General features: G+C 55.8%; 25 protein-coding genes and 1 riboswitch. Of the genes, 18 read left to right on the top strand and 7 right to left on the bottom strand.

Annotated elements, in window-relative coordinates:
* Positions 1-6: 6 nt before the first annotated feature.
* The 6 genes from DD586_RS12295 to bioA form a co-directional block, all read right to left on the bottom strand.
* Positions 7-1,374 carry an MFS transporter gene (locus DD586_RS12295; protein ID WP_012885151.1) on the bottom strand — a complete coding sequence of 456 codons (1,368 nt, stop codon included), beginning with the start codon at positions 1,372-1,374 and terminating at the stop codon, positions 7-9.
* Positions 1,371-2,297, bottom strand: coding sequence for a hypothetical protein (locus DD586_RS12290; protein ID WP_012885150.1), 927 nt, complete (start codon positions 2,295-2,297; stop codon positions 1,371-1,373). Before DD586_RS12290 ends, DD586_RS12295 begins: the two co-directional genes overlap by 4 nt.
* Positions 2,298-2,354: 57 nt before the next feature.
* Positions 2,355-3,260 carry a TauD/TfdA family dioxygenase gene (locus DD586_RS12285; protein ID WP_012885149.1) on the bottom strand — a complete coding sequence of 302 codons (906 nt, stop codon included), beginning with the start codon at positions 3,258-3,260 and terminating at the stop codon, positions 2,355-2,357.
* Positions 3,257-4,819 (bottom strand): AMP-binding protein, encoded by a 1,563-nt coding sequence (locus tag DD586_RS12280; RefSeq protein ID WP_012885148.1) that lies wholly within the window; start codon positions 4,817-4,819, stop codon positions 3,257-3,259. Before DD586_RS12280 ends, DD586_RS12285 begins: the two co-directional genes overlap by 4 nt.
* Entirely contained in the window at positions 4,816-5,487 is a 672-nt protein-coding gene (locus tag DD586_RS12275; RefSeq protein WP_012885147.1) for a thermostable hemolysin, read from the bottom strand. Before DD586_RS12275 ends, DD586_RS12280 begins: the two co-directional genes overlap by 4 nt.
* A 366-nt stretch (positions 5,488-5,853) precedes the next feature.
* Positions 5,854-7,146, bottom strand: a complete 1,293-nt coding sequence (bioA, locus tag DD586_RS12270) for an adenosylmethionine--8-amino-7-oxononanoate transaminase (RefSeq protein ID WP_012885146.1) — start codon at positions 7,144-7,146, stop codon at positions 5,854-5,856.
* An 89-nt stretch (positions 7,147-7,235) separates the two neighbouring features.
* Between bioA and bioB the strand changes: the two genes are divergently transcribed.
* The 6 genes from bioB (at position 7,236) to DD586_RS12240 (ending at position 14,141) form a co-directional block, all read left to right on the top strand.
* Positions 7,236-8,273: a biotin synthase BioB gene (gene bioB, locus DD586_RS12265; protein WP_012885145.1), complete on the top strand. Its 1,038-nt coding sequence runs from the start codon at positions 7,236-7,238 to the stop codon at positions 8,271-8,273.
* On the top strand, positions 8,274-9,428 hold the full coding sequence (gene bioF / locus DD586_RS12260; RefSeq protein WP_012885144.1) for an 8-amino-7-oxononanoate synthase: 1,155 nt from the start codon (positions 8,274-8,276) through the stop codon (positions 9,426-9,428).
* Positions 9,415-10,197, top strand: coding sequence for a malonyl-ACP O-methyltransferase BioC (bioC, locus tag DD586_RS12255; protein WP_012885143.1), 783 nt, complete (start codon positions 9,415-9,417; stop codon positions 10,195-10,197). The genes bioF and bioC overlap by 14 nt, the downstream gene beginning before the upstream one ends.
* Positions 10,190-10,870: a dethiobiotin synthase gene (gene bioD / locus DD586_RS12250; RefSeq protein WP_012885142.1), complete on the top strand. Its 681-nt coding sequence runs from the start codon at positions 10,190-10,192 to the stop codon at positions 10,868-10,870. Before bioC ends, bioD begins: the two co-directional genes overlap by 8 nt.
* Before the next feature lie 733 nt (positions 10,871-11,603).
* Positions 11,604-13,616, top strand: a complete 2,013-nt coding sequence (gene uvrB, locus DD586_RS12245) for an excinuclease ABC subunit UvrB (RefSeq protein WP_012885141.1) — start codon at positions 11,604-11,606, stop codon at positions 13,614-13,616.
* Between the two features lie 72 nt (positions 13,617-13,688).
* Positions 13,689-14,141 (top strand): VOC family protein, encoded by a 453-nt coding sequence (locus DD586_RS12240; RefSeq protein ID WP_012885140.1) that lies wholly within the window; start codon positions 13,689-13,691, stop codon positions 14,139-14,141.
* Here the strand turns inward: DD586_RS12240 and DD586_RS12235 are convergent.
* Positions 14,138-15,058, bottom strand: a complete 921-nt coding sequence (locus tag DD586_RS12235; protein ID WP_012885139.1) for a gluconeogenesis factor YvcK family protein — start codon at positions 15,056-15,058, stop codon at positions 14,138-14,140. The two genes, DD586_RS12240 and DD586_RS12235, sit on opposite strands and share 4 nt — an antisense overlap.
* A 568-nt stretch (positions 15,059-15,626) precedes the next feature.
* Here DD586_RS12235 and DD586_RS12230 point away from each other — a divergent pair.
* The 12 genes from DD586_RS12230 (at position 15,627) to DD586_RS12180 (ending at position 26,197) form a co-directional block, all read left to right on the top strand.
* A complete protein-coding gene (locus DD586_RS12230) occupies positions 15,627-17,036 on the top strand; it encodes a cytochrome ubiquinol oxidase subunit I (protein WP_012885138.1) in 1,410 nt (469 codons plus the stop codon).
* A gap of 1 nt (position 17,037) precedes the next feature.
* Positions 17,038-18,045: a cytochrome d ubiquinol oxidase subunit II gene (gene cydB / locus DD586_RS12225; protein ID WP_012885137.1), complete on the top strand. Its 1,008-nt coding sequence runs from the start codon at positions 17,038-17,040 to the stop codon at positions 18,043-18,045.
* Positions 18,045-18,185: a DUF2474 domain-containing protein gene (locus DD586_RS21435; RefSeq protein ID WP_012885136.1), complete on the top strand. Its 141-nt coding sequence runs from the start codon at positions 18,045-18,047 to the stop codon at positions 18,183-18,185. The genes cydB and DD586_RS21435 overlap by 1 nt, the downstream gene beginning before the upstream one ends.
* Before the next feature lie 317 nt (positions 18,186-18,502).
* Positions 18,503-18,647: riboswitch (molybdenum cofactor riboswitch) on the top strand.
* Positions 18,635-19,624 carry a GTP 3',8-cyclase MoaA gene (moaA, locus tag DD586_RS12220; RefSeq protein WP_012885134.1) on the top strand — a complete coding sequence of 330 codons (990 nt, stop codon included), beginning with the start codon at positions 18,635-18,637 and terminating at the stop codon, positions 19,622-19,624. Its footprint overlaps the riboswitch before it by 13 nt.
* 44 nt (positions 19,625-19,668) lie before the next feature.
* Positions 19,669-20,181, top strand: a complete 513-nt coding sequence (gene moaB, locus DD586_RS12215; RefSeq protein ID WP_012885133.1) for a molybdenum cofactor biosynthesis protein B — start codon at positions 19,669-19,671, stop codon at positions 20,179-20,181.
* Between the two features lie 6 nt (positions 20,182-20,187).
* The gene (gene moaC / locus DD586_RS12210) at positions 20,188-20,670 is read left to right on the top strand and encodes a cyclic pyranopterin monophosphate synthase MoaC (protein WP_012885132.1); all 483 of its coding nucleotides are present in this window, start codon (positions 20,188-20,190) and stop codon (positions 20,668-20,670) included.
* Entirely contained in the window at positions 20,667-20,912 is a 246-nt protein-coding gene (gene moaD / locus DD586_RS12205; RefSeq protein ID WP_012885131.1) for a molybdopterin synthase sulfur carrier subunit, read from the top strand. The genes moaC and moaD overlap by 4 nt, the downstream gene beginning before the upstream one ends.
* Before the next feature lies 1 nt (position 20,913).
* On the top strand, positions 20,914-21,366 hold the full coding sequence (gene moaE / locus DD586_RS12200) for a molybdopterin synthase catalytic subunit MoaE (protein ID WP_012885130.1): 453 nt from the start codon (positions 20,914-20,916) through the stop codon (positions 21,364-21,366).
* Positions 21,367-21,613: 247 nt separating this feature from the next.
* A complete protein-coding gene (locus tag DD586_RS12195; RefSeq protein WP_012885129.1) occupies positions 21,614-22,630 on the top strand; it encodes an iron ABC transporter substrate-binding protein in 1,017 nt (338 codons plus the stop codon).
* A gap of 124 nt (positions 22,631-22,754) precedes the next feature.
* Positions 22,755-24,257 carry an ABC transporter permease gene (locus DD586_RS12190; RefSeq protein WP_228669786.1) on the top strand — a complete coding sequence of 501 codons (1,503 nt, stop codon included), beginning with the start codon at positions 22,755-22,757 and terminating at the stop codon, positions 24,255-24,257.
* Complete coding sequence (locus DD586_RS12185; RefSeq protein WP_012885127.1) at positions 24,254-25,288, top strand: ABC transporter ATP-binding protein; 1,035 nt, start codon at positions 24,254-24,256, stop codon at positions 25,286-25,288. Before DD586_RS12190 ends, DD586_RS12185 begins: the two co-directional genes overlap by 4 nt.
* A gap of 198 nt (positions 25,289-25,486) precedes the next feature.
* Positions 25,487-26,197, top strand: coding sequence for a Bax inhibitor-1/YccA family protein (locus DD586_RS12180; RefSeq protein ID WP_012885126.1), 711 nt, complete (start codon positions 25,487-25,489; stop codon positions 26,195-26,197).
* Positions 26,198-26,372 lie beyond the last annotated feature (175 nt).

Here is a 26,372-nt window from a genome sequence, read left to right as displayed (position 1 = left end):
TTACTGTCAGGATTTTTGATAGTAATTGGGGATAAGGAAACAAAAAATTAGGCCTACCAGCATACTTCCCCCCAATAACGCGAAACAAGTCTGATATGTATTTCCTGTTTGAATATGCTGTTGCAGCGTCGCCAACAGGTTGACGCCAACGGCTGCGCCAATATTGCGTAAAAACTGGATGGTTGAGGTCCAGGCACCCAGACGCTCTGGCGGTGCGCTGTTTTGGGCCAGCACCAGTGTTGTGGTGGCGGTAAAACCCATCCCCAGACCAATCATGACCAGTGCCAACGCGATAACCAACGTGTGATTAAGCGTCAGCGCAGCATTCATCACCATACAGCCGATAGCCAGTAACGCCATACCGGCACCCGCCATGGTCCGATATCCCCGTTTGGCGAGCAGGTTGCCGCACACGGCGGAGCCGACGACCCAGCCTAACGCGGCCAGCATAATCAGCAGCCCACCCGATAACAGCGTGCCACCAGACTGACTGAGCGCCAGGGGGAGCAGTGTGACGGAAGCATAGAGACCCGCACTGGAGAGCATGACCAATACAATGACCGAGAACAGCGCACCGTGGCGGAAAAACTCGACGGGAATCGGGCTGCTGAGCGGTTGTTTTTGCAAGCGAAAGGCCAGGAGCGCGGCACTGATCAGCACCAGTGCGACAGGGGCAAACCAAGGCACCATCAGGCGTGATGAGCTGGTCATCAGCCACATCAGCACACTGGCCAGCACGATGAGCGCTAACTGTGCAGTCATATCGAGGCGGACCGTGTTTTGTCGTTTACCCACCGTCGGCGTAAACACCAGCAACAGCAACGCACCCAGCCCGACGGGCAGGTTAAACCAGAAAATGGAGCGCCACCCGAACCAATGGGTTAACACGCTGCCGCACAGTGGGCCAATAATAGCGGCAAGCCCCCAGACGGCGCTGAGCATGCCTTGCATTTTGCCACGCTGGCTGGCGTCAAACAGGCTGGCGAGTAACGCGTAGGTCAATACAATCAGGCCGCCAGCGCTACACCCTTGCAAGACACGTGCGGCAATCAGCCAGCCCATCGTCGGGCTGACCGCCGCCAGAACCGAGGCGGCCAGAAAGATGATCAGGCTGGTTTTCAGCGTGATGGAAACACCGAGGCGGTCAGCGCAGGCACCGGCCAGCGGAGCAATCAATGCCACGGGCAGTAAGAAGCCGGACATGATCCAGGGCCAGAGTTCAGCGTGACCCAACTCATCACGCATGGCTGGCAGGGCGGTACTGACAATGGTGCTATCCACTGCGGCAAGAAACAGGGTGGCGACAATCGCCACCACACCTAAACGTGTTTTAGGTTGCGGCATTGCTGCCGCATTCAGAGCGTGTTCTTTCATGCGAAAGGACCCCAGCTATGTATATGAGAGGATTTGGAGAAATTAACGACCAGCGCTTGTGTCTCTTCGTCCATGTGATCATCCACTTTGCGGATCATCTCGCCGGACTGCACGATGTCCCGAAAACGCAACGTCATGGCCAGCTGCGTTTCCGCCGCATCATTGCCTTCGGTGTAATCGATATCGAACGCGGATTTCACCGTCTCGGCCGATGCTTTAGCCAGTTCGGTATTCAATCGTTCAGTTTCGGTCACCAACTGGTGCATGCGGGTACGCTGTTGGGCGGTGAAACTCGGGATCAGATGGTCGAAAATAGCGTGATCACACTGAATATGGCGCGCTTCATCCAGGCCATGAAAATGCAGCAGTCGGGTCAAAAAGCCATGCTGCATCGGGTCCAGCACTTTCAGCCGACGTTCGAACACGGTAATCACGGTTTCGCCGACATACGCGGTGGCGCACAGCGCTGCCAGTTTGATCAGCGGATCGTCATTATCGTTATAGAGCGCAATCCGCTGCTGGTGCAGGTTATTGCTCAGTTTGATATCACGGCCGGAAAGATGGCGCACATACTGATAGAAGCTATTGGCATGATTGACTTCTTCAGAAGCAAAACATGACAACGCATGATAAAGACCATCGCCTGCCAGTACGCTGGGGTTATCCGACTGCAGTTCGCACAAAATGCGTGTCATCACCGTGGAAACATGCATTTCGATTTCCGCTAATTGTGACAGCTCCTTATACAGATAAGCGATGGCTTTTGGCTGCTGTTCATGTTGCCCAACCAGCGCCCACGACAGAAAGGTTAACTCCTTGTCGGTGGCGGCTTCTTCCCAGGGCATCCGGTTGGGATGCAGGTTATTAAGATGAGCGTATTGGTTAATAGATTTGAACGCATCCATGACGTTTTCGGTACGCATCAATTCCCTTACTCCTTGATTCCTGAATAGTGAGATGATTCCGGCTGTGCAGTGTCGTTATACGTAAGACAGGGCATTGAAGATGGTTCTGTCTTTGTCTTCGATGCGACGACGACCATGCATGACACGGGTATTGTCAATCAGCACGATATCGCCTTGCTGCCAGCCCACATCAAAGGTCAGGCTTTCGCACAGGTCATCCATTTCGGCCAGCAGCGTATCCGGGATAGGGTTGCCGTCAGCGAAGGTAATAACCGGTGTTTCATAGTTATTCGATGGCCCGAAAATGCTGTTGGCGAAGTTATGTGTTTCCTTCGTATTCAGACGGCTGCCAATAATTGCCGGAGTCTGGAACGAATAACGGATCGCACCGTCATCAAGTTTGTCAATGCGCATACCGACATCGCTTTGTGCGACGGAGTACAGGTGCTCCAGCGTGATGTCGTCAATCGAGGTCGGCGCGCCCGGTTGACCGGCCAGCGCATGCAGCGCATAGGTTTTCCACTTCTTCTCATCCACACGTCGTGAATAAACGATATCCTGTGATGTGAAGGCGGCACGCTGGGCGGCGTTCATTTTTTCATAGACGGCTTTACCATCGCAGACGGTGGTTTGTGACCCCTGCGTCGGCGCTTTCTGGCAATAGAACCAGCACAGATCCGGCCAGAAAGGGCTATTCCCGTTTTCACAATGCAGGCCGACCTTGTCATAACCTGCGTCTACCTTCTGTGCGGTGTCGCCATCAAAACTGCGGGCTGGGTCCAGGCTGATGCGGCTGCTGGTACTGCGCACGCGTTCGGAGAAATCGGCAATACTGTGGCGGAAACCCCTCAGAATCAGATAGCCGTGGGTACGGAGCTGATTGAGTAAGTAGTCCGATGTCAGTGCGGTAACATCGCCTTCGTCCAGTGAAGTAATAATCAACCCAGCATAGGATGTGTGAGCCATTTCCTTGATATTCATTCGACATTAACCTCATTGTGTGCAAGAAAGTCAGCAACGGCATTACGGCGTGGCCGACCGGTAACGGTGAACAGTTGTTCCATGATGTCTGGATGGTGGGGGAGCAGGATCGGGTTGCTGATATGCTCCAGTTCATTCAAATGCTGGCGGGCATAGTCCCCAATCGCCTGGCGGATCGTGTCCGCTTTGCTGGTGTCGTTCACGATAAATATGCCGCTAAGAAACTGCTGCTTGTCGCCAAACACAATCGCGGCCAAAACCCCGGGCACCGAGCGATAAGCCGTTTCCAGCCATTCGGGGGAAATATTTCTGCCGTTGGCGGTGATGATCATGGTTTTCTTACGACCAATGATGGAGATAAAACCGTCATCATCCAGCCGGGCGATGTCTCCGGTATGCAACCAGCCATCTTCATCAACATGGCAACTGCTGGGGTCTTCGCCTGCATAGCCAGCAAATAATGAGGAACTGCGTAAGCACAACTCACCATCGTCGGCCAGACGGACTTCTACATGTGACAGCGGTTGGCCAACGGTGCCGATGCGATGTGCACCACGGCAATTCCAACTGGCCACCGAGCTGTTTTCACTCAGGCCGTACCCTTCGTAAACCGGAATACCGAGCTGATTAAGACCGTGCAGGATGTCGCTGTCTACCGGGGCACCGCCGACTGCCAACAGGGGCAGGCGATCGTGTCCAAAGAGTGTCTGCAACCGGTTTTCCGGCGTACAGCCCCAGGCTTTTTCGGCCAGCGCTTCCACCAATGCCGGGGTTAGTGTCATGGCAGTCGGGCGGGCTGAGGCGATCAGCGGTAAACGGTCGACGGCCTGAACGCCTGGGCTCCCTAATGGCGGTAACGTGACCGGTGGCAACACGATGGCACCGCCAGAAGTTAGCGGCATATAAATCGCGGTGACCTGTTCTATCAACAGACTCAGTGGGACCAGACATAAATAGCGGTGGTAATCACCTTGGGCGGCGCGTTGCCATAACGCATCGACCAGTGCATCCAGACCATGACGGCGGATTTGCACCCCTTTCGGCTGGCTGGTGGTGCCGGAGGTATGGATGACCTTGATGATCGTATCCTGCGTTACGTCAGGCAGATCACCGGCGTTTGCAGATAATCCCGACAGATCGGAAAGCGAAATCGGGATCAGTTTGGCATCCAGCGATAACCCGCGTTGACGCCACACATCCAGTTGTTGCTGGCCGATTTCATCCATCAAAATGACATCGCAGTCGCGCAGCAACCAGGCGGCCTGTTCTGCTGAGAACGCCAGCGGTACGGGGACTTCGACCCGGTTGGCATACAGCAGGGCTAAATCCGCCACCACCCACTCCGCACTGTTGCCCATAATCAGGCCGACAGGTTTTGGCTGCGCGTCGCCGGATTGTGAGGTTTCCTGAGCGAGAATGTCTGCCGCCAGCTTACGGACGTCGTGCAGTAGGGACGAATAACTGTAGTGGGCTTCATCGCCCGCGTTTTGCAACTGGATGATGGCCGGGGCATCCGGAGTCTGGCTGGCCTGTTCGACAATGCGACTAAGGATATTCATGCCGCCACCTTTGATTCCCGAATCAGGTTATTAAAATCCGCCATCATCAGACGACCAGAAAAGTGCTCGAACAGGTGGCCGCACTGAGAAAGCCGAATAATGCCGGTCTGGGGCGATTGGTCGTAATAGCTCCCCCAGATTTGCCGCTCTTGCTCTGACAGCGCCAACGCAGATGCATCGGTGATCGGCTCAAAGGGGATGTGGTAATAACTCAGTAATTTTCTTAACCGCCGGGTGGATGTACACAAAATAGCCGTTGCTCCCATGAACCAGGAAAGAATCGGCAGGGTACGAATAAGGTCAGCAGACGCATTCGGGTTATCGGAAGCCAGCGCGCCTATCTCAACCAATTGATGGCGGTATATCGGCTGGGTGGCGTTCCGATTTATCAATGCTTCCAGTGAGTCGGGTAAATAACGCTCGGAAAATAGCTTGTCATGTTGTGCGGCGAACGTGATGCCAGCACTGGCGACAATTTTTTTGTCACTGGCATTTCGGCTACAAATAATGATGTCAGGTGAGGGCGAAATTGTCGCTTTATACGTCTTGAGATAAATATCAGCGATGTATTTTTTTACCTCAATAGCCACTTCATCAGTAGGGTAAATAATATCGAGTTGTGTATCAGGGCCGCAAACATCCATGTTTTTGTGGATCAGACGGGTCATCTTGGTCTCCTCCTTAAGGTTTGTGTATGGCACGAATACTAGAGGAGTTACCGTCGGTGAAGAATGACCATTCAGGACATGATGTCGATTAGAACAGACATAAATATGACGAAATGGTAAAAGCTAATAACAAGGTTTGTTACTGTTCTATTACGGAAAAACATTTGTCTTTTTTGTCTTTTAATTAATAACCGGGTGGGAATGCTATGCCGGTAATTACTTTTAACACTATGGATATACCCGAGGTAATTTAGCCTCTTTTGTGGGTAAAAAATAAACAGAAAAATATTTTACCAACACGCTGATAATTATTCCTTAAGGGGGATTGCCTGGCGTTTAAATAGCCAGGCATGCAGAAAGTATGGTTCAGTGGAAAAACGAGGGATGGGCACCACTCACGGCGTCCGCGATAGCGTGGGTTAATTGTGCTAATGCCTGCGGTTCAATGATAAACGGTGGCATCAGATAAATCAGTTTGCCAAAGGGGCGAATCCATACTCCCCGTTCGACAAAGAACCGCTGCAGGTTCGCCATATTGACGGGGTGACGGGTTTCCACTACGCCGATAGCGCCCAATACCCGCACATCGGCAACCGCCGGTGCATCACTGAGCGGCAGCAATGCCTGACGCAGTTGCTCTTCGATGGCCGCCACCTGCGCCTGCCAGTGATTTTCCGCCAGCAGCGTCAGGCTGGCGTGGGCCACAGCGCATGCCAGCGGGTTCCCCATAAAGGTCGGGCCGTGCATAAAACAACCGGCCTCGCCATTGCTGATCGTATCGGCGACTGCGCGGGTGGTCAGTGTAGCGGACAGTGTCATGTAGCCACCGGTTAGCGCCTTGCCAAGACACAGGATATCCGGCGTGACGTCGGCGTGTTCGCAGGCAAACAGACGCCCGGTGCGGCCAAATCCGGTGGCGATTTCATCGGCGATCAACAAGATGCCATGCTTATCGCATAACTGGCGGACTTGCCGCAGGTACTCGGGATGATAAAAGCGCATACCGCCCGCACCCTGCACGATAGGTTCCAGAATGACGGCGGCGATTTCACGCTGATGCTGTTGCAGCAATGCGCTGAACGCCGAGATATCTTCCTGTTGCCACGGCTGGTCAAACCCGCCGCGCGGCGCATCGGCAAACAGATGTGGTGGCAGATATCCCTGATAAAGACTGTGCATCGAGTTGTCCGGGTCGCACACCGACATCGCACCGAAGGTATCGCCATGATAGCCGTGGCGCAGCGTCAGAAAACGCTGACGACGTTCCCCGCGTGCCTGCCAGTATTGCAACGCCATCTTCATCGCCACTTCTACCGCCACCGAGCCAGAGTCGGCCAAAAACACACACTCGAGTGCCGCCGGGGTGATCGCCACTAACTGGCGGCACAGTGCCACCGCCGCCGGATGGGTGATGCCGCCAAACATGACATGCGACATCTGTGCCAGTTGTGCTTGCAGCGCCTGATTCAATCGCGGGTGATTGTAGCCATGAATCGCCGCCCACCAGGACGACATGCCATCCACCAACTGGCGGCCATCAGCCAACTGCAACTGGTAGCCGCTGGCAGCGGTGACCGGATAACAGGGCAGTGGGGCCGTCATAGAGGTGTAAGGGTGCCAGATATGGCGCAGGTCGAACTCCAGGTCATCCTGATTCATACTGTTGTCAACTAATCTGATCTCAATTTGGTTGACAGTATACCCACATAAATTACACTGGCGAGACTTTTTTACCCGGAGCAATGACGATGACCGAACGCGTAAACTGGACACTGGAACAGGCGCAAGCCTTGTTTGATAAGCCGTTTCTGGAACTGATGTTTGAGGCACAGCAGGTGCATCGCCAGCACTTTGATCCCCGTCAGGTGCAGGTCAGCACACTGTTATCCATCAAAACCGGCGCGTGCCCGGAAGATTGCAAATATTGTCCGCAAAGCGCCCGTTACCGCACCGGCATTGAAACCGAAAGGCTGATGCAGGTTGAGCAGGTACTGGAGTCCGCCCGTCAGGCAAAAGCAGCCGGCTCGACCCGATTCTGTATGGGCGCGGCGTGGAAAAATCCTCACGAGCGCGATATGCCGTATCTCGAATCAATGGTGCGCGGCGTGAAAGAGATGGGTATGGAAACCTGCATGACGCTGGGTACGCTGCATGGCGATCAGGCCCAACGGCTGGCGGCCGCTGGGCTTGATTTCTACAACCACAATCTGGACACCTCGCCGGAGTTTTACGGCAACATCATCACTACCCGTACCTATCAGGAACGGCTCGATACGCTGGATAAGGTACGTGGCGCCGGTATCAAAGTCTGCTCCGGCGGGATTGTCGGGCTGGGGGAAACGGTGCGTGACCGTGCTGGCCTGTTGGTGCAACTGGCCAATCTGCCGACGCCGCCGGAGAGTGTCCCCATCAACATGTTGGTGAAAGTGAAGGGCACGCCGCTGGCGGAAAACGACGATGTGGACCCGTTCGATTTTATCCGCACCATCGCGGTGGCGCGCATCATGATGCCGACGTCTTATGTGCGGCTGTCCGCCGGTCGTGAACAGATGAGCGAACAGACACAGGCGATGTGTTTTATGGCGGGTGCCAATTCCATTTTCTATGGCTGCAAACTGCTGACGACGCCAAACCCGAAAGAAGATAAGGACCTGTTGCTGTTTCGCAAACTGGGGCTTAACCCGCAGCAAACCCAAACCGAATATGGCGATAACCAGCAACAGCAGCATCTGACCGAGCAATTGCTGCATACCGATACTGAGCAATATTACAACGCGGCGGTATAAATGAGCTGGCAGCAACGGATCGATCAGGCGCTGGCACAGCGGCAGGCGCAAGACGCTTATCGGGTGCGTCTGGCCAATGACGGCGGCAGCGGTCGCTGGCTGGTGCGCGAGCAACAACGCTATCTCAATTTTTCCTGTAATGATTATCTGGGGTTGAGTCAGCATCCGGCGATAGTGCGCGCCTGGCAGCAGGGGGCGCAGCAGTTCGGTGTGGGCAGCGGCGGCTCCGGCCACGTGACCGGGTATACCACCGCACACCAGCAACTGGAGCAACAGTTGGCGGACTGGCTGGGATATGACCGGGCTGTGCTGATGATCTCCGGTTTTGCGGCGAATCAGGCGGTGATAACCGCACTGATGGCAGAGGGCGACCGCATTCTGGCGGATCGCCTCAGCCATGCCTCGTTACTGGAGGCCGCCAGCCTGTCGCCTGCGACGCTACGCCGCTTTCACCATAATCAGCCGGAGTCACTGCAACAATTGCTGGAAAAACCGGTTGGCGGGCAGACGCTGGTGGTCACCGAAGGGGTATTCAGCATGGATGGTGATACGGCACCGCTGGCGGCATTGCACCAGTGCTGTCACGCACATCGCGCCTGGCTGATGGTGGATGATGCCCACGGTATCGGCACGCTGGGGGCGCAAGGGCGCGGCTGTTGCGCTCAACAAGGGGTGAAACCTGAGTTGCTGATCGTCACCTTCGGCAAAGCCTTTGGTGTCAGCGGCGCGGCGGTGCTGTGTAGTCAGTCGATTGCAGAATACTTGCTACAGTTTGCCCGCCATCTGATATACAGCACTGCCATGCCACCGGCGCAAGCCTGTGCGCTGTCAGCGGCGCTGGCAGTGATTCGCGGCGATGATGGAGAGGCCCGGCGTGATTCGCTGGCGCAGAATGTCCGACGTTTTCGTGAGGGGGCTGCTGGCCTGCCGTTTCGCCTGTTGGCATCAGAAAGCGCCATTCAACCGTTGATTGTCGGTGATAATGCCTGGTCGCTGGCGCTGTCGCAGCAATTGCGCTCCGCGGGGCTGTGGGTCAACGCCATACGGCCGCCCACCGTGCCTCCGGGTACGGCACGCTTGCGCATTACCCTGACAGCCAGTCATCAGCCTGACGACATCAACAGACTGCTGGAGGTGTTGCATGACGCAGGTTGACGGGGTGTTGAACGTGGCGTCCCCCCATAAGCAGGCGATCGCTCGTGCTTTCGGTCGGGCGGCTTCACGGTATGACCGCTTTGCCGCGCTACAACGTGAAAGCGGTGAACACCTGATCGCGCTGGTCGGTGAACATCGCGGCGGCGAACTGCTGGATGCCGGTTGTGGTACTGGCTATTTCAGTGCGCGCTGGCAGGCGAGCGGAAAACGGGTGACGGCGCTGGACCTGTCCGTGGATATGCTGGCGATGGCGCGTCAGCGTCAGGCGGCGACACACTACCTTCAGGGGGATATCGAGCACTTGCCGCTGGCGGATGGCAGCGTGGATATCAGTTTTAGCAATATGGCGATGCAATGGTGTGATGACTTTGCCGCTGGTCTGGCCGAGCTTTATCGGGTCACCCGGCCCGGCGGGGTGATTGCCTTTTGTACGCTGGCTCAGGGGACGCTGGCCGAGCTGGATGACGCCTGGCAGCGACTGGATGGTTCCCGGCGTATTAATCGATTCTTGTCGCTGGAAGCCATTGTTTCAGCCTGTCGTCGTTACCACGCCGATATCTCGCCAGCCCCCGCGACATGCTATTTCCCCGACGTACTGGACCTGATGCGCTCCGTCAAAGGCGTAGGGGCGACCTGGCTGCGGGAAGGGCGGGAGCCGCGCGGCTTGAGCCGTCGGCAACTGACCGCGTTGGCTGCGCATTATAGCCGTCATCCACAAGGCTATCCGCTCACCTATCAACGCATTTTTGGAGTGATTCACCGTGACTGAGCGCTGGTTTGTCACCGGAACCGATACCGAAGTGGGGAAAACCGTTGCCAGTGTGGCACTGTTGCAGGCTGCCCGTCGTGCCGGATACCGTACCGCAGGTTATAAGCCAGTGGCGTCCGGGTGTGAACTAACTCCACACGGCATCCGCAATAGCGATGCCTTGCAGCTACAGGCCAACAGCACGCTGGCACTGCCCTATGAAGCGGTTAATCCGTTGGCGTTTATGGAGCCGACGTCGCCCCATATCGTCAGTGCAGAGGAAAATCGACCGATTGCCTTTTCTACCCTCAGCGACGGCCTGCGCCACCTTGAGCGTCAGGCGAACTGGGTCTTGGTAGAGGGCGCTGGCGGCTGGTTTACGCCGCTTGCCGGGCGGCAAACCTTTGCCGACTGGGTGCAGGCAGAATCGCTACCGGTGATTTTGGTCGTCGGCGTCAAACTGGGGTGCATCAATCACGCCATGCTCACCGCGCAGGCAGTACAGCACGCCGGTGTCAGGCTGGCGGGGTGGATTGCCAATGCCGTGCAGCCGCCAGGGCGTTATCACGGGGCCTATTTGCAGACGTTGCAGGATAACCTTCCGGCTCCCCTGTTAGGCGAAATCCCGTATTTATCCGAGCCGTTTCAGCAGGATATTGGCGATTACTTAAACATCACTTTACTAAGAGGTTAACGAAGTTAGGTGAATGTTGCATGAGTCGTGGTTTTATCCCTGTTTCTAATTGAAATTGATAGAAAAAACCATCTTGAAAACTGCTGTCCGCACCATTGGGCCAGCAGTTTTTCTTTTTGCTAAGTCTGTGTCATTTAGCACTTTTTTTTATAATAAGCGGCACGTCAAACACGGAAATTTTGTTTAAAAGTCGTTTGCCGGTCTCTAACGGACCAAGGTAACGAAAGACGCCAATACAGGAGGCGCGGGCGCTTGTGGGAGTTATCCACTATTTCTGTGGATAACTGTGTGTATTAGGGTTAGAAAAAACGCGCCAGCCAAGAGCTGGCGCGGGTTGCACCGGGTTTGGTGCTAAACTCCGCTTTTTTATGAAGTACTTTAAAATCAGTAAATTAATTAAAATCAAGTCACTTTTATGTCAGAGCGGCAGAGCTGAATAAATTACCGGCACTGGTCGTAGCAGATAATTTGAGAAACAGTATTTCTGGGGATAAATGCGAGATTTTTTGCTGGATAGCAACATCACTCTGTGCTAGTCAACGAGGGCACGTGCTGGTGTGTGGTCAATGGTTAAGAATTACTTGATGCTGTTTTTATATCCAGTAATATGAGGCTGGCAAATCTGGCTGGGGGTTTTCATACTAGACGTATCCCTTTCCTGTCGATGATGCGGGTCATGCCGACTCGTCTCTGATGCGTGATTCCAACCGTTTTTTATCCGGGTGTCTTGTTCATGAGTAAAGCGTTCAAACTGCATTCTGCCTTTAAGCCCGCAGGCGACCAACCTGAAGCGATACGTCGTCTGAAAGAGGGGCTGGAAGACGGCCTGGCGCATCAGACGTTGCTGGGGGTAACGGGTTCCGGCAAGACGTTTACCATCGCTAACGTGATTGCGGACCTCAACCGGCCGACCATGGTGCTGGCGCCGAATAAAACCCTGGCCGCGCAGTTGTATGGCGAAATGAAGGAGTTTTTTCCGGACAACGCGGTGGAGTATTTCGTGTCCTACTACGATTACTACCAGCCTGAAGCCTACGTGCCGAGCTCCGATACCTTTATCGAGAAGGACGCCTCGGTTAACGAACATATCGAGCAGATGCGGTTGTCTGCGACTAAGGCCTTGCTGGAGCGGCGTGACGTGGTGGTGGTGGCGTCGGTATCGGCCATTTACGGTCTGGGCGATCCGGACCTCTACCTGAAGATGATGTTGCACCTGACGCAAGGCATGCTGATTGATCAGCGCGCTATTTTGCGTCGGCTGGCGGAGTTGCAATATTCCCGTAACGATCAGGCCTTTAGCCGTGGCACCTTCCGGGTTCGCGGTGAGGTCATCGATATTTTTCCGGCGGAATCCGATGAGATAGCGCTGCGGGTCGAGTTGTTTGACGAAGAAGTGGAGCGGCTGTCGCTGTTTGACCCGCTCACCGGCCACATCGTGCAAACCGTACCGCGTTACACCATTTACCCGAAAACCCACTATGTGACGCCACGCGAACGCATTTTGCAGGCGATGGAAGAGATCAAGGTCGAACTGGCAGAACGCCGTCAGGTGTTGCTGGCCAACAATAAACTGTTGGAAGAGCAGCGGCTGGCGCAGCGCACCACCTTCGATTTGGAAATGATGAATGAGCTGGGGTATTGCTCCGGCATTGAAAACTACTCCCGCTTTCTGTCTGGACGCGGCCCCGGCGAACCGCCGCCAACCTTGTTTGATTACCTGCCCGCCGATGGGCTGCTGGTGATTGACGAATCCCACGTGACTATCCCGCAACTGGGGGGCATGTATCGTGGTGACCGGGCGCGTAAAGAAACGCTGGTGGAATACGGGTTTCGCTTACCCTCGGCGCTGGATAACCGGCCGATGAAGTTTGAGGAATTCGAAGCGCTGGCACCGCAGACCATTTATGTCTCAGCGACGCCGGGTAATTACGAACTGGAAAAATCTGGCGGCGAGATAATCGATCAGGTGGTGCGGCCGACCGGCCTGCTGGACCCGGTGCTGGAAGTGCGCCCGGTCACCACGCAGGTGGACGATTTACTGTCGGAAATCCGCAAGCGGGCGGTCATTAACGAGCGAGTGCTGGTCACCACCCTGACTAAACGTATGGCGGAGGACCTGACCGAGTATCTGGAAGAGCACGGCGAGCGGGTACGCTACCTGCACTCGGATATCGATACCGTGGAGCGGGTAGAAATCATCCGTGATTTGCGACTGGGCGAATTCGACGTGTTGGTGGGGATCAACCTGCTGCGTGAAGGGCTGGACATGCCGGAAGTGTCGCTGGTGGCGATTCTGGACGCCGACAAAGAAGGCTTCCTGCGCTCGGAGCGGTCGCTGATTCAGACCATTGGCCGTGCGGCACGTAACCTTAACGGCAAGGCGATTTTGTACGCCGACAGGATTACGCCGTCGATGGAGCGCGCCATCAATGAAACCCAACGCCGCCGTGAGAAACAGCAGGCCTACAATGAGCAGCATGGCATTGTGCCGCAGGGGCTGAACAAGAAGATTGGCGACATTTTGCAGATTGGTCAGTCTGTTAACGGCAAGGGCAAAGGTCGCGGCAAGAAAGCGGCGGAACCGGCGGCCCGGTATCAGCAACTGTCGCCGAAAGCGTTGGATCAGAAAATCCGTGAGCTGGAAAGCCAGATGCTGACCCATGCACAGAATCTGGAGTTTGAAGAGGCCGCCCGTCTGCGCGACGAAATCCATGCGCTGCGCGAACAGTTTATTGCGGCATCCTGACTGCGTTGGTGCTGTTGGCATGCGTTGCCAGCGGCGTGACGCGATACTGCTGAATACAAGAGTGATAGCGTGATGAAAAATACGATCCCCGATGTGCCGCTTTCTGGTGTCGATGTCCTGTTCGTCGCTGGCTTTGGGCCAATAACGGTGTCGGTGCCGACCAGTCAGACGTTCTATCAGACCTTGTTGAATCTGCCGATAAAACCGATGGAAGGTAATGACGCCTACCTGACCTGCGATACGTTGGACGGTGTGAAGCACTTTGCATTATGGCCGCTGGCACAGGCGAGCCAGTCCTGCTTTGGTACCGACAGCTGGCCGTCAACCTATCCGATTCCGCAAGGCTGGATGGAACTGGAAGTGGCGGATATCGGGGCGGCGACCGAGGCAATCAAACAACAGGGTTACCCATTGCTGGTGGATAACCGACTGGAACCCTGGGGGCAGACGGTCACCCGCTTCCTCAGCCCTGAGGGGCTGCTAGTGGGGGTGACCCATACGCCGTGGCTGAGGGTTGAACCTTAAGCCGGACATAGCCCCAACGCTTGCACGGCCTGCTCTAACGCGGCCTGCAGCAATTGGCGATCGTGGTGGTGAGGGACATCGTGTGCCCCCAGCGGCTGTCGGATAATCAGGCGGTCGTTCACGCCGTGGGTATCGGTTTGGGGAGCGACAACAACGGCATCGATGATGCGCCGGTTGATCTTGCTTTCGATGAGTTGCAGCTTTTGGGCCAGTGTCAGACGGGTGGCTATCTGGCTTTGTTCAGTCCCCAGATTACCGATATAGACCACCGGCGCACGTGCGTTGTGCAGCGATTGAGCCAGATCGGTCAGCAGTAAAGGCGGCATCAGGCTGGTGAGAAAGCTGCCGGGCCCAATCAGGATCAGGTCTGCTTCGGCTATCGCTGTCAACGCTTCCTGTGTGGCCGGTGCGCTCGGATAGAGCATCAGGTCTTGCGGCAGTGCGGCGAGTTGATCGACCGCCACTTCGCCGTACACCGGGTTGCCTTGCGCATCAATCGCCATCAGGTCAACCGGCTGCTCTGACATTGGGATCAAGAGCGCGTCGACGTTAAGCAGATTGCGTATCAGGTTGATGGCTTCCAGTGGACGCACGCTGAGGTGATCCATCGCTTTGAGCATCAAATTACCCAGGTTGTGGCCGGATAGCTCGCCGTTGCCGTTGAAGCGGTATTCAAACATGGCGGAGGCGACACTGGGGGTGGTGATCAGCTGATTAAGGCAGTTACGGGTGTCGCCCCAGGCAATACCGCCTTCCGAGCGGCGAATGCGCCCGGTAGAGCCGCCATTGTCGGTGGTGGTGACAATGCCTGTCAGCCGCGAGCCGAGAAAAGAGAGCGATGACATCACGCGCCCCAGTCCATGGCCGCCACCCAGCGCGACCACGCTACCCAGCTCCGCCAACGTGCGATTGCCCATACCTGCCCTTATATTCCGGTTATCTACCCTAAAAAGTAGCGGTTATATACCACATCTTTGCCCAAAGCTGCATAAGCGCCAACAGAAAATTTCAGCGCTGGTTATCAACAGGGTAAAGGGCATCTGCCCGGCTCGCGGCAAACCGTACCGCGAATACTGCAACGTCTGGTGGTGAACAGGCTGGCTGGACATCAGACAGGCAACGATACCGAAGGGGGAATATATTCTTTCCTGATTTAATTTGTAATAAATTATTCTGTTATATCTCTATCGATATTTACCATTCATTTGTTTTCAAAGGACTTTAAAAATTATCATTTGATTTTATTGTTGATTGATAATGAAATAATTCAATGATGTTCAAACTGTTATAGTCTAAATAACGCAGACTGTTTATACCCATTCACTCCTGCCCATTTTAAGATCAGTGCCGGTGGTATCTCGCCTCGGCGCGATATTTCCCGCGCGTATATCATCGGCGCACGTCGGCGCTGTTTCCTGATTCTGGCCTGCGTGCCAGCCGACAAGTAAAACGATAGCAGGGCTGATAACAGTCCAGGGGTAAGGCATGTTTGGACTCGATGCATTTCATCTGGCAAGGATACAGTTTGCGTTCACGGTATCCTTCCATATCATTTTTCCCGCCATCACTATTGGGCTGGCCAGTTTTCTGGCTGTGCTGGAAGGGTTGTGGCTGAAAACCAGAAACCGCGACTACCGTGATCTCTACCATTTCTGGTCGAAAATCTTTGCCGTTAACTTTGGTATGGGTGTGGTGTCCGGTCTGGTGATGGCCTACCAGTTTGGTACCAACTGGAGCGGTTTTTCGCAGTTTGCTGGCAGCATTACCGGCCCATTGTTGACCTACGAGGTGCTGACCGCATTCTTTTTGGAAGCCGGTTTTCTCGGCGTCATGTTGTTTGGCTGGCAGCGGGTCGGGCCGGGGTTGCACTTTTTCGCGACGTGCATGGTGGCACTCGGTACGATCATGTCCACGTTCTGGATCCTCGCCTCCAACAGTTGGATGCAGACCCCGCAGGGGCACGAAATTCATAACGGTGTGGTGGTGCCGGTAGACTGGCTGGCGGTTATTTTCAATCCCTCTTTCCCGTACCGACTGATGCATATGGCGACGGCGGCATTTCTTGCCAGCGCCTTTTTTGTCGGTGCGTCTGCCGCCTGGCATTTGTTGCGGCACAACGATACCCCGGCGATTCGCAAAATGTTGTCGATGGCGCTCTGGATGGCGTTGATTGTCGCCCCCGTTCAGGCGTTGCTGGGCGATATGCATGGTCTGAATACACTGAAATACCAGCCCGCTAAAATTGCCGCGATTGAAGGCCACTGGGATAACCCACCCGGCGAACCGACGCCGCTGATTTTGGTGGGCTGGCCGGATATGGAACGTGAAACCACCCGCTATGCGCTGGAAATTCCTTATCTGGGGAGCCTGATCCTGACCCACAGTCTGGATAAACAGGTCCCGGCATTGAAGAGCTTCCCTAAAGACGAACGGCCCAACTCGCCGGTGGTGTTTTGGTCGTTTCGCATCATGGTCGGTTTGGGAATGCTGATGATCCTGCTGGGTGTTCTGGGGTTGTGGCTGCGCTGGCGTCAGCGTTTGTATCAGTCGCGGCCGTTTTTGTGGTTCACCCTGCTGATGGGGCCGTCGGGGTTAGTCGCCATTCTGGCCGGTTGGTTCACTACCGAAGTCGGCCGCCAGCCGTGGGTGGTTTACGGCCTGCAACGCACCCGTGAGGCGGTATCGGCACACGGCGACCTGCAGATGAGTGTGAGTTTGCTGCTATTTATTGTGGTGTACCTGTCGGTATTTGGCGTGGGGTATGCCTATCTGGTGCGCTTGATTAAAAAAGGACCGCGACCGGGAGAGGGTGCGCCCAACGGTGAACCGGGACTGGCGCAGACACCAGCGCGACCGTTATCGGCGGCGCAGGATTTGTTGGGAGAGGGGAAATAACATGGGTATTGAGCTTTCTGTTGTCTGGTTCGCCATCATTATTTTCGCCACCCTGATGTATATCGTGATGGACGGTTTTGATCTGGGTATCGGCATTTTATTTCTGACTCACCGGAACCCAGCTGACCGGGATGTGATGGTGAATACCGTCGCCCCGGTGTGGGATGGCAACGAAACCTGGCTGGTGCTCGGCGGGGCGGGGTTGTTTGGTGCCTTTCCACTGGCTTACGCGGTGATCGTCGATGCGCTGACCATCCCGTTGACGTTGATGCTGGTGGGGCTGATTTTTCGCGGCGTGGCCTTCGAGTTTCGCTTCAAAGCGACGCCGTCACACCGTCCGTTTTGGGACCGCGCCTTCCTGTGGGGATCGGTGGTGGCGACCTTTTTTCAGGGGGTGACCGTCGGGGCGGTGCTCAATGGCTTTGAGGTGACCGATCGCCATTTCTCCGGCCCGGTATTCGGCTGGCTGACACCGTTTTCGCTGTTTTGCGGCGTCGGGCTGGTGGTGGCGTATGCGCTGCTGGGCTGTACCTGGCTTATCATGAAAACCGGGCAGTCGCTGCATAGCCGTATGTCAGCGTTGGCACCGTCGCTGGTGGCGCTGTTGCTGGTGGTTATTGGCGTCATCAGCGTGTGGACGCCGCTGGCTCATCCTGCCATTGCGCAGCGCTGGTTTTCGCTGCCCAATCTGTTTTGGTTCCTGCCGGTTCCGATTTTGGTGGTGTTGTGTGCGGCAGGTATTGTGCGTGGCGTTCGCCGCCAGGCACATTACGCGCCTTTCCTGTTGACGTTGGGGCTTATCTTCCTCGGTTTCACCGGGCTGGGTATCAGCCTGTGGCCGATGATCATTCCACCGCGATTGACCCTGTGGGACGCGGCTGCGCCACCGCAGAGCCAGGGATTTATGCTGTTTGGCGCACTGCTGATCATCCCGGTTATTCTGGGGTATACCTTCTGGAGTTACTACGTTTTCCGGGGAAAGGTACGGCCGGAGGAGGGATACCACTGATGGCGGGGACAAACGCGCCATCGCTATGGCGGCGGCTGTTATGGATGGTCGTGTTATGGGGAGCCAGTGTGCTCGCACTCGGTGTGGTCGCAACGGTATTTCGCCTGCTGATGACGGCTGCCGGGCTGAAAACCCACTAACCATGAGTCACATGCCTTAATTGGCATTGGTCTCAGCATGATCACAAGACGCCCGCGGTAGCATCGCGGGCGTCTTGTGTTAACTGGACAACCTGTCGCCATTGGGAGGCGGTTTACTCCGATGGGAGTAGAGGATATCGGTCATACCATGATACAGGTCAGAAAAATTGATCGGATTTCCGCTATGCTGAGCGTGAAAATAGTGAATGAAATCCGCTATATACAAGATTATATACCGCATTTTCAGTGACGGATGGCTTGATTTGGCGATAGACTTCATGAAGTAATCACGGTTATCCGACATCGGTGTTCGATGCCGGGAAATCAAACTCCTAGCCTTGGAACCTACGTTCGAGAGTCAGCGCGAATAGGGTTCCCTGGCCGTGACCTGAGGGTCACCAGGGTGCAGGGTAGAAATGCCCGCATCTCCCGTATTTGGAAAGGTGTTTATGGTGAGTCAACTGACCGATGCGTTTGCGCGCAAGTTTTACTATTTGCGTCTGTCGATAACGGATGTCTGTAATTTCCGCTGCACTTATTGTCTGCCGGACGGCTATCAGCCCAATGGCGCGACCCCTCATCGTTTTTTGTCGTTGAATGAAATCCGCCGTGTTGGCCGGGCGTTTGCCGAACTGGGCACAGAAAAGGTACGCCTGACCGGTGGCGAACCCTCTTTACGACGGGATTTTGTCGACATTATCGCTGCGATTCGTGAAAACCCGGCTATCCGTACGCTGGCGGTGACCACTAATGGCTACCGGCTGGCGCGGGATGTGGCGAGCTGGCGCGACGCCGGACTGACGGCGCTCAATGTCAGTGTCGACAGTCTGGATGCCCGGGCGTTTCACGCCATTACCGGGCAGGACAAATTCCGTCAGGTGATGGACGGCATCGATGCGGCTTTCGCTAACGGATTCCAGCGGGTGAAAATCAACACCGTACTGATGCGTGATGTTAACGACAACAGCCTGCACACCTTTCTGGAATGGATCCGCACCCGGCCTATCCAACTGCGCTTTATCGAACTGATGGAAACCGGTGAAGGGCGGGAGATGTTCCGCCGTCACCACGTTTCCGGGCAGGTGATTCGCGAGCGTTTGTTGCAGCAGGGCTGGCAACAGCAGGCTCGCTCGCGCAGCGATGGCCCGGCGCAGGTGTTTTCGCACCCGGACTATCAGGGTGAGGTGGGGCTAATCATGCCGTATGAAAAAGACTTTTGTCAGAGCTGCAATCGCCTGCGGGTCTCGGCCATCGGCAACCTGCACCTGTGCCTGTTCGGCGAGCAGGGCATTCCACTGCGCGATTTGCTGATGGATGACGAGCAACTGGAGGCGCTGAAATTGCGTATTTCCGGCGGTCTTGGCAGCAAGCGACAGTCGCATTTTCTGCATGATGGCGACAGCGGCATTACCCCGAATCTTTCCTTTATTGGCGGCTAAGCGGCCGAGCAATACGGTATCACGCATACCGTTACGGAGTATTTATGAGCAAGGTCAGCAGTGAGTTTATTCCTCTGCGTGTGGCGGTGATGACGATATCCTCCCGCCGTACGGCCGACGACGACACGTCTGGCGATTATCTGCGCGAAGCATTGCAGCATGATGGGCACCATCTGGCGGGCAGCGCGATTGTCAGTGAGAACCTCTATCACATCCGTGCACAGGTATCTGCCTGGATAGCCCGCGAGGATGTGCAGGTGATTCTGATTAACGGTGGTACCGGCTTTACCACTGGCGATCTCGCGCCGGAAGCTATCCGCGTGTTGTTTGACTGCGAAATCGAAGGATTTGGCGAACTGTTCCGCATGGTGTCCTATGAAGAGATCGGCACCGCGACTATCCAGTCGCGTGCCATTGCCGGTATGGCTAACCAGACGGCGATTTTTGCGATGCCAGGGTCGACCAAAGCCTGTCGTACCGCCTGGGAGCGGATTATTCGCGAGCAACTGGATGCGCGCCAGAAACCCTGTAACCTCTATCCTCACCTGAAAAAGTAAGCTGTTATGTCACAACTGACCCACATTAATGCCGCCGGTGAAGCGGCGATGGTGGATGTTTCCGACAAGGCAGAGACCGTGCGTGAAGCGCGTGCCGAAGCCTTTGTGGAAATGGCGCCGCATACGCTGTCGATGATTATCGACGGCAAGCATCATAAAGGCGATGTTTTCGCCACCGCCCGTATCGCCGGCATTCAGGCTGCCAAACGCACCTGGGAGTTAATCCCACTGTGCCACCCGCTATTGCTCAGTAAAGTTGCCGTTGAATTGGAAGCGCAGCCGGAACATAACCGGGTGCGTATCGAGTCCCTGTGCCGGTTAACGGGTAAGACCGGGGTGGAGATGGAAGCACTGACTGCTGCCTCGGTTGCGGCGTTGACCATCTACGATATGTGTAAAGCGGTGCAGAAAGACATGGTGATAGGGCCGGTACGGCTGTTGGCGAAAAGCGGGGGTAAATCCGGTGACTTTAAGGCGGAGGCATCATGATTACGGTGTTATTTTTCGCGCAGGTGCGCGAGCTCACCGGTATTGACCGGTTATCCCTGCCTGCCGACTATCAGGATGTGGCATCGCTGCGTCAGGCGCTGTGTGAACGTGGCGACCGCTGGGCGCTGGCGCTGGAAGACGGCAAACTACTGGCGGCGGTTAACCAGTCGCTGGTGGCGATGACGCATCCGCTGACCGATGGCGACGAAGTGGCGTTTTTCCCGCCGGTTACCGGAGGCTGACATGGACACACGTATTCGGGTAGGACAGGAACCGTTCAGCGTAGGCGACGAGTACAGCTGGCTGGCAACCAACGATACAGACGGTGCCGTCGTCACGTTCACCGGCAAAGTGCGTAACCACAATCTGGGGGATAACGTCAGTGCGCTAACCCTGGAACATTATCCGGGGATGACGGAAAAAGCGCTGGCTGAGATTGTCGAGGTGGCACGTGAGCGCTGGCCGATTCAGCGTGTCAGCCTGATCCACCGTGTCGGTGCGCTTTTCCCCGGTGACGAGATAGTGTTTGTCGGCGTCAGCGGTGCCCACCGTCAGGCGTCGTTTGATGCAGCGCAATTCATCATGGATTACCTCAAAACGCGTGCACCGTTCTGGAAACGGGAAGCCACGCAGGATGGCGACCGTTGGGTCGATGCCCGTGATAGCGATCGACAGGCGGCAGAACGCTGGTCGTAAGTGGTGGCAGCGGAGGATTGATTGCCGCCGCTACACCATTGCCCGCGATATGATTTCACCACTGGAATAAAAATGATAAAAAGCAGCCGCTTATAAATGTTGCATCACCGTAGTGTTCGAATAATAATTAATAAGAATCATTTTTATTTCTATTTTTATGCAACGATAATGAGCCGCGGCGATTTTTCGCCTGATTCGCTTTTATTGTCATACAGTTAATTGCCATACAGTGAAAAAGGATAATGGTATGAAACGGCGTATAGCTTCCCTGTTCCCCGCCACATTGCTGGCGTCTTCCCTGATGATGGGACTGTCCTTCGGCGTACAGGCGGAGGAGGCAGGTATTGTGATTTACAACGCACAGCATGAAAACCTGGTGAAATCCTGGGTAGATGGCTTCACTCAGGATACCGGTATTAAAGTGACGCTGCGTAACGGCGGCGACAGCGAGTTGGGTAACCAGCTGGTGCAGGAAGGCAGTGCGTCACCGGCTGACGTATTTTTGACGGAAAACTCGCCGTCGATGGTGCTGGTGGATAACGCGAACCTGTTCGCTCCGCTGGATGCCGACACGCTGGCGCAGGTGGAGCCGCAGTATCGCCCATCCCACGGACGTTGGATTGGTATCGCTGCCCGTTCGACGGTATTTGTTTACAACCCGGAAAAACTGACCGAAGCACAATTACCGAAATCATTGATGGATCTGGCGAAACCAGAATGGAAAGGGCGCTGGGCGGCGTCTCCGTCGGGCGCGGACTTTCAGGCGATTGTCAGCGCGATGCTGGAGCTAAAAGGCGAGAAAGCAACGCTGGACTGGCTGAAGGCGATGAAAACCAACTTCACGGCCTATAAAGGCAACAGCACGGTGATGAAAGCGGTGAATGCCGGTCAGGTAGACAGCGGCGTTATCTATCATTACTACCCGTTTGTCGATGGCGCGAAAACCGGCGAAAACAGTAAAAATATCCGTTTGTACTACTTCAAGCATCAGGATCCGGGGGCGTTCGTCAGCATCTCTGGCGGCGGTGTGCTGGCATCGAGCAAGCATAAAGAACAAGCTCAGGCATTCATGAAGTGGATTACCGGCAAGAAAGGTCAGGAAGTGCTGCGCACCAATACCGCGTTTGAATACGCTGTGGGCGTCAATGCCGCTTCCAACCCGAAACTGGTTCCGCTGAAAGACTTGCAGGCTCCCGCCGTGGACGCTGCCAAACTCAACGGCAAGAAAGTGGTTGAGCTGATGACCGAAGCCGGTCTGCTGTAATACGTCAGTATAGGGCGGGAGTCCAATAAGACCGATGGCCGATGTGGAATGGAAAGTCGCTGGTGTGGGAATGCCACAACCAGCGCGTTCGGGGGCGAAGCCGTACCGGATAGCGGGCGGCAGTATGGCGCTGATGGCACTACTGTTGTCACTGCTGGCGTTATTGCCGTTGGGTTTCGTCGTGGGGGTAACCTTTACTACGGGCTGGGAAACAGTAAAGACGCTGGTGTTCCGGCCCCGGGTTGGGGAACTGCTGCTCAATACCGTGTTGCTGGTGGCGGTTACGTTGCCGCTGTGCACGTTGTTTGGGGTAGCGTTAGCCTGGTTGACCGAACGTACCACGTTGCCGGGGCGTCGGGTGTGGTCGCTGTTACTGACCGCACCACTGGCGGTGCCCGCCTTTGTCCAGAGTTACGCCTGGATCAGCCTGCTGCCTGGCATGAATGGCCTGGCGGCAGGCGTGTTTCTGTCGGTGCTCGCCTATTTCCCGTTTATTTATCTGCCGGCGGCAGCGGTACTGCGTCGGCTTGATCCCAGTCTGGAAGATGTGGCGACCTCGCTGGGTGCCAGACCCTGGCGCGTTTTTTTTCGTGTGGTGCTGCCGCAACTGCGGCTGGCGATATGGGGCGGCTCGCTGCTGATTGCGTTACACCTGCTGGCGGAATACGGCCTGTACGCCATGATCCGCTTTGACACCTTCACCACCGCGATTTTCGAGCAGTTCCAGTCGACGTTTAACGGCCTGGCGGCAAACATGCTGGCGGGCGTGCTGGTGCTGTGCTGTCTGGGACTGTTATCACTGGAAGCCCTGACGCGTGGGCGTGCGCGCTATGCGCGCGTGGGTTCCGGTAGCGCCCGCAGTCAGACCCCCTGGCGGCTGTCGTCCTCGGCGGCGTTGATGTACGGATTACTGCCGCTGGCGTTAACCACGCTGGCGCTGGGTGTCCCCTTGATGACGCTGGCCCGCTGGCTGTGGCTTGGCGGCATAGAGGTATGGCGTAATGACGAACTGTGGCCCGCGCTGCGTCAGACTCTGTGGCTGGGTGTCAGCGGTGCTGTGTTGGTCACGCTGTGCGCATTCCCGATGGCCTGGCTGTCGGTTCGTTATCCCTCACGACTGTATCGCCTGCTGGAAGGGTGTAATTACGTGACCAGCGCGTTGCCGGGCATTGTCGTCGCACTGGCGCTGGTGACGGTCACCATCCATACGTTGCGGCCACTGTATCAGACCGAGTTTACCCTGCTGCTTGCCTATGTGTTGATGTTCATGCCACGGGCGTTGATCAACCTGCGCGCGGGCATTGCGCAAGCGCCGGTTGAGCTGGAGAACGTGGCGCGCAGTCTGGGATGTTCACCGGGGCGTGCATTGTGGCGCATTACGCTCAGGCTGGCGGCACCGGGTGCGGCGGCCGGGGCGGCGCTGGTGTTTCTGGCGGTGACCAACGAATTGACCGCCACCTTGCTACTGGCACCTAACGGTACCCGCACGCTGGCGACCGGTTTCTGGGCGTTGACCAGTGAAATTGATTATATGGCGGCCGCACCTTATGCGCTGATTATGGTGGTGCTGTCGCTCCCTCTGACCTGGTTGCTTTATTCCCAATCGAAACGCACGGCAGGCTTATGAATACGCTCGAACTTTATGGCATCGGTAAATCGTTTAACGCCGTTACGGTGCTCGACGGCATCGACTTGCAGGTCGCACCGGGCAGCCGCACGGCGATTGTCGGCCCTTCTGGTTCCGGTAAAACCACGCTGCTGCGTATCATCGCCGGTTTTGAAGCGCCCGATAAAGGCACCGTGCGTTTGCAAACACGCGTTGTGGCCGATGCGGATCAGTGGGTGCCTGCGCACCTGCGTGGTATCGGCTTTGTGCCACAGGATGGCGCGCTGTTTCCGCATTTTACCGTGGCGCAGAATATTGGTTTCGGACTTGAAGGCAGTAAGCAGGACAAACAGCGGCGTATTGATGAGCTGATGGAAATGGTGTCGCTGGACTCACGGCTGGCGGCGTTGTGGCCACATGAACTGTCCGGCGGTCAGCAACAGCGGGTTGCGTTGGCGCGCGCCTTGTCGCAACGCCCGGCATTGATGCTACTGGATGAACCGTTTTCCGCGTTGGATACCGGCCTGCGCGCCGCTACCCGTCAGGCGGTGTCGGCGCTGCTGGCGGAGGCCGGTGTAGCGTCCATTCTGGTCACCCATGATCAGGCCGAGGCGTTGTCGTTTGCCGATCAGGTCGCGGTAATGCGTCAGGGACGGTTGGTGCAGGTAGGGTCGCCGCAGTCGCTGTACCTGCGCCCGGCGGATGAAGGTATCGCCGCGTTTCTGGGCGATACGCTGGTGTTGCCCGCACAGCTTAATGGGGGGCGTGCCGCCTGTGCGTTGGGAGATGTGGCGGTAGATGATAATCAGTCTGCCGGGGTGGCGCGTATCATGTTGCGCCCGGAACAGATTCAGGTCACGCTGGCTGAGCCTCATGCAATGCCGCAGGCGGTGGTGACCGGCATTGAGTTTGCCGGATTTGTCTCTACGCTACGTCTGCGCATGACGCAAGGCGAACAGGTAATCGAGCTGAAAAGCGTGAGTCGGGAAGAGATTGCTGTGGGCTGTGGTGTCAATCTGACGGTGGCAGGACGGGCGCATCGGCTCGACTAACCGCAGCCTGTGGGAAACCGGTGTGTCAGGCGGGCGTGCTGACGGTCGTGCGAATGCTTGCCGTGCAGTGTCCCGTTTTGCAGGAATTACGATCTTTGTTGAGAAAGTGTTACCCGTCGTGCGCGTGGTTTTGTGTTAAGCTGAAAGTCAGGTGGGCGTAAGCCTGTTGTGTTTCACTTCTCATGCAAAGGTTGCATCATGGATCGATTTCCACGTTCTAACGGTTCCATTGTTCAACAAGCCAGCACGGGTCTGCAAACCTATATGGCGCAGGTCTATGGCTGGATGACCTGTGGTTTGCTGCTGACGGCGTTTGTCTCTTGGTATGCCGCCAATACCCCGGCGGTGTTGCAGCTGGTGTTTTCCAGCAAAATTACTTTTTATGGACTGGTGATCGCCCAACTGGGGCTAGTGTTTGTGCTGTCCGGCATGGTGCATCGCCTGAGCGGTGGTGTCGCTACCACGTTGTTCATGCTGTACTCCGCACTGACGGGCCTGACGCTATCCAGTATTTTCATCGTGTATTCCGGTGAGTCTATTGCCAGTACGTTTGTGATAACGGCCGGGATGTTCGGTGCCATGAGTCTGTACGGGTATGTCACCAAGCGTGACCTGACCGGTCTGGGTAGCATGCTGTTTATGGCGCTGATTGGTATCCTGTTGGCGACCCTGGTGAATTTCTGGCTGAAGAGTGAAGGACTGCAACTTGCCATCACTTACATCGGTGTGCTGGTGTTTGTCGGCCTGACGGCGTATGACACACAGAAACTGAAAAACATCGGTGAAGAGCTGTCGGTTGATGACAAGGATAACTTCCGTAAGTACTCGATCATGGGTGCGCTGACGCTGTATCTGGATTTCATCAACCTGTTCCTGATGCTGTTGCGTTTGTTCGGTAGCCGTCGTTGAGGTTGTTAACAAACAACCGGATTGTTTTATGAACGGTGAAGTTTGTCTGGTCAGTGAATGATTTCGTGCGGGATAAACGGAGTGGTTTCTTTGCCACTTCACCGCACGCACGACAATGAGAGGCTCAAGCGCCGCCTCTCCTTGACCACTGGCTGGTGGGCTAAACTATGAACCC

It is taken from the genome of Dickeya parazeae Ech586, from assembly GCF_000025065.1.
In the GTDB taxonomy this organism is placed as follows: Bacteria; Pseudomonadota; Gammaproteobacteria; order Enterobacterales; family Enterobacteriaceae; genus Dickeya; species Dickeya zeae.
This window is presented reverse-complemented; position numbering and strand designations above follow the sequence as displayed.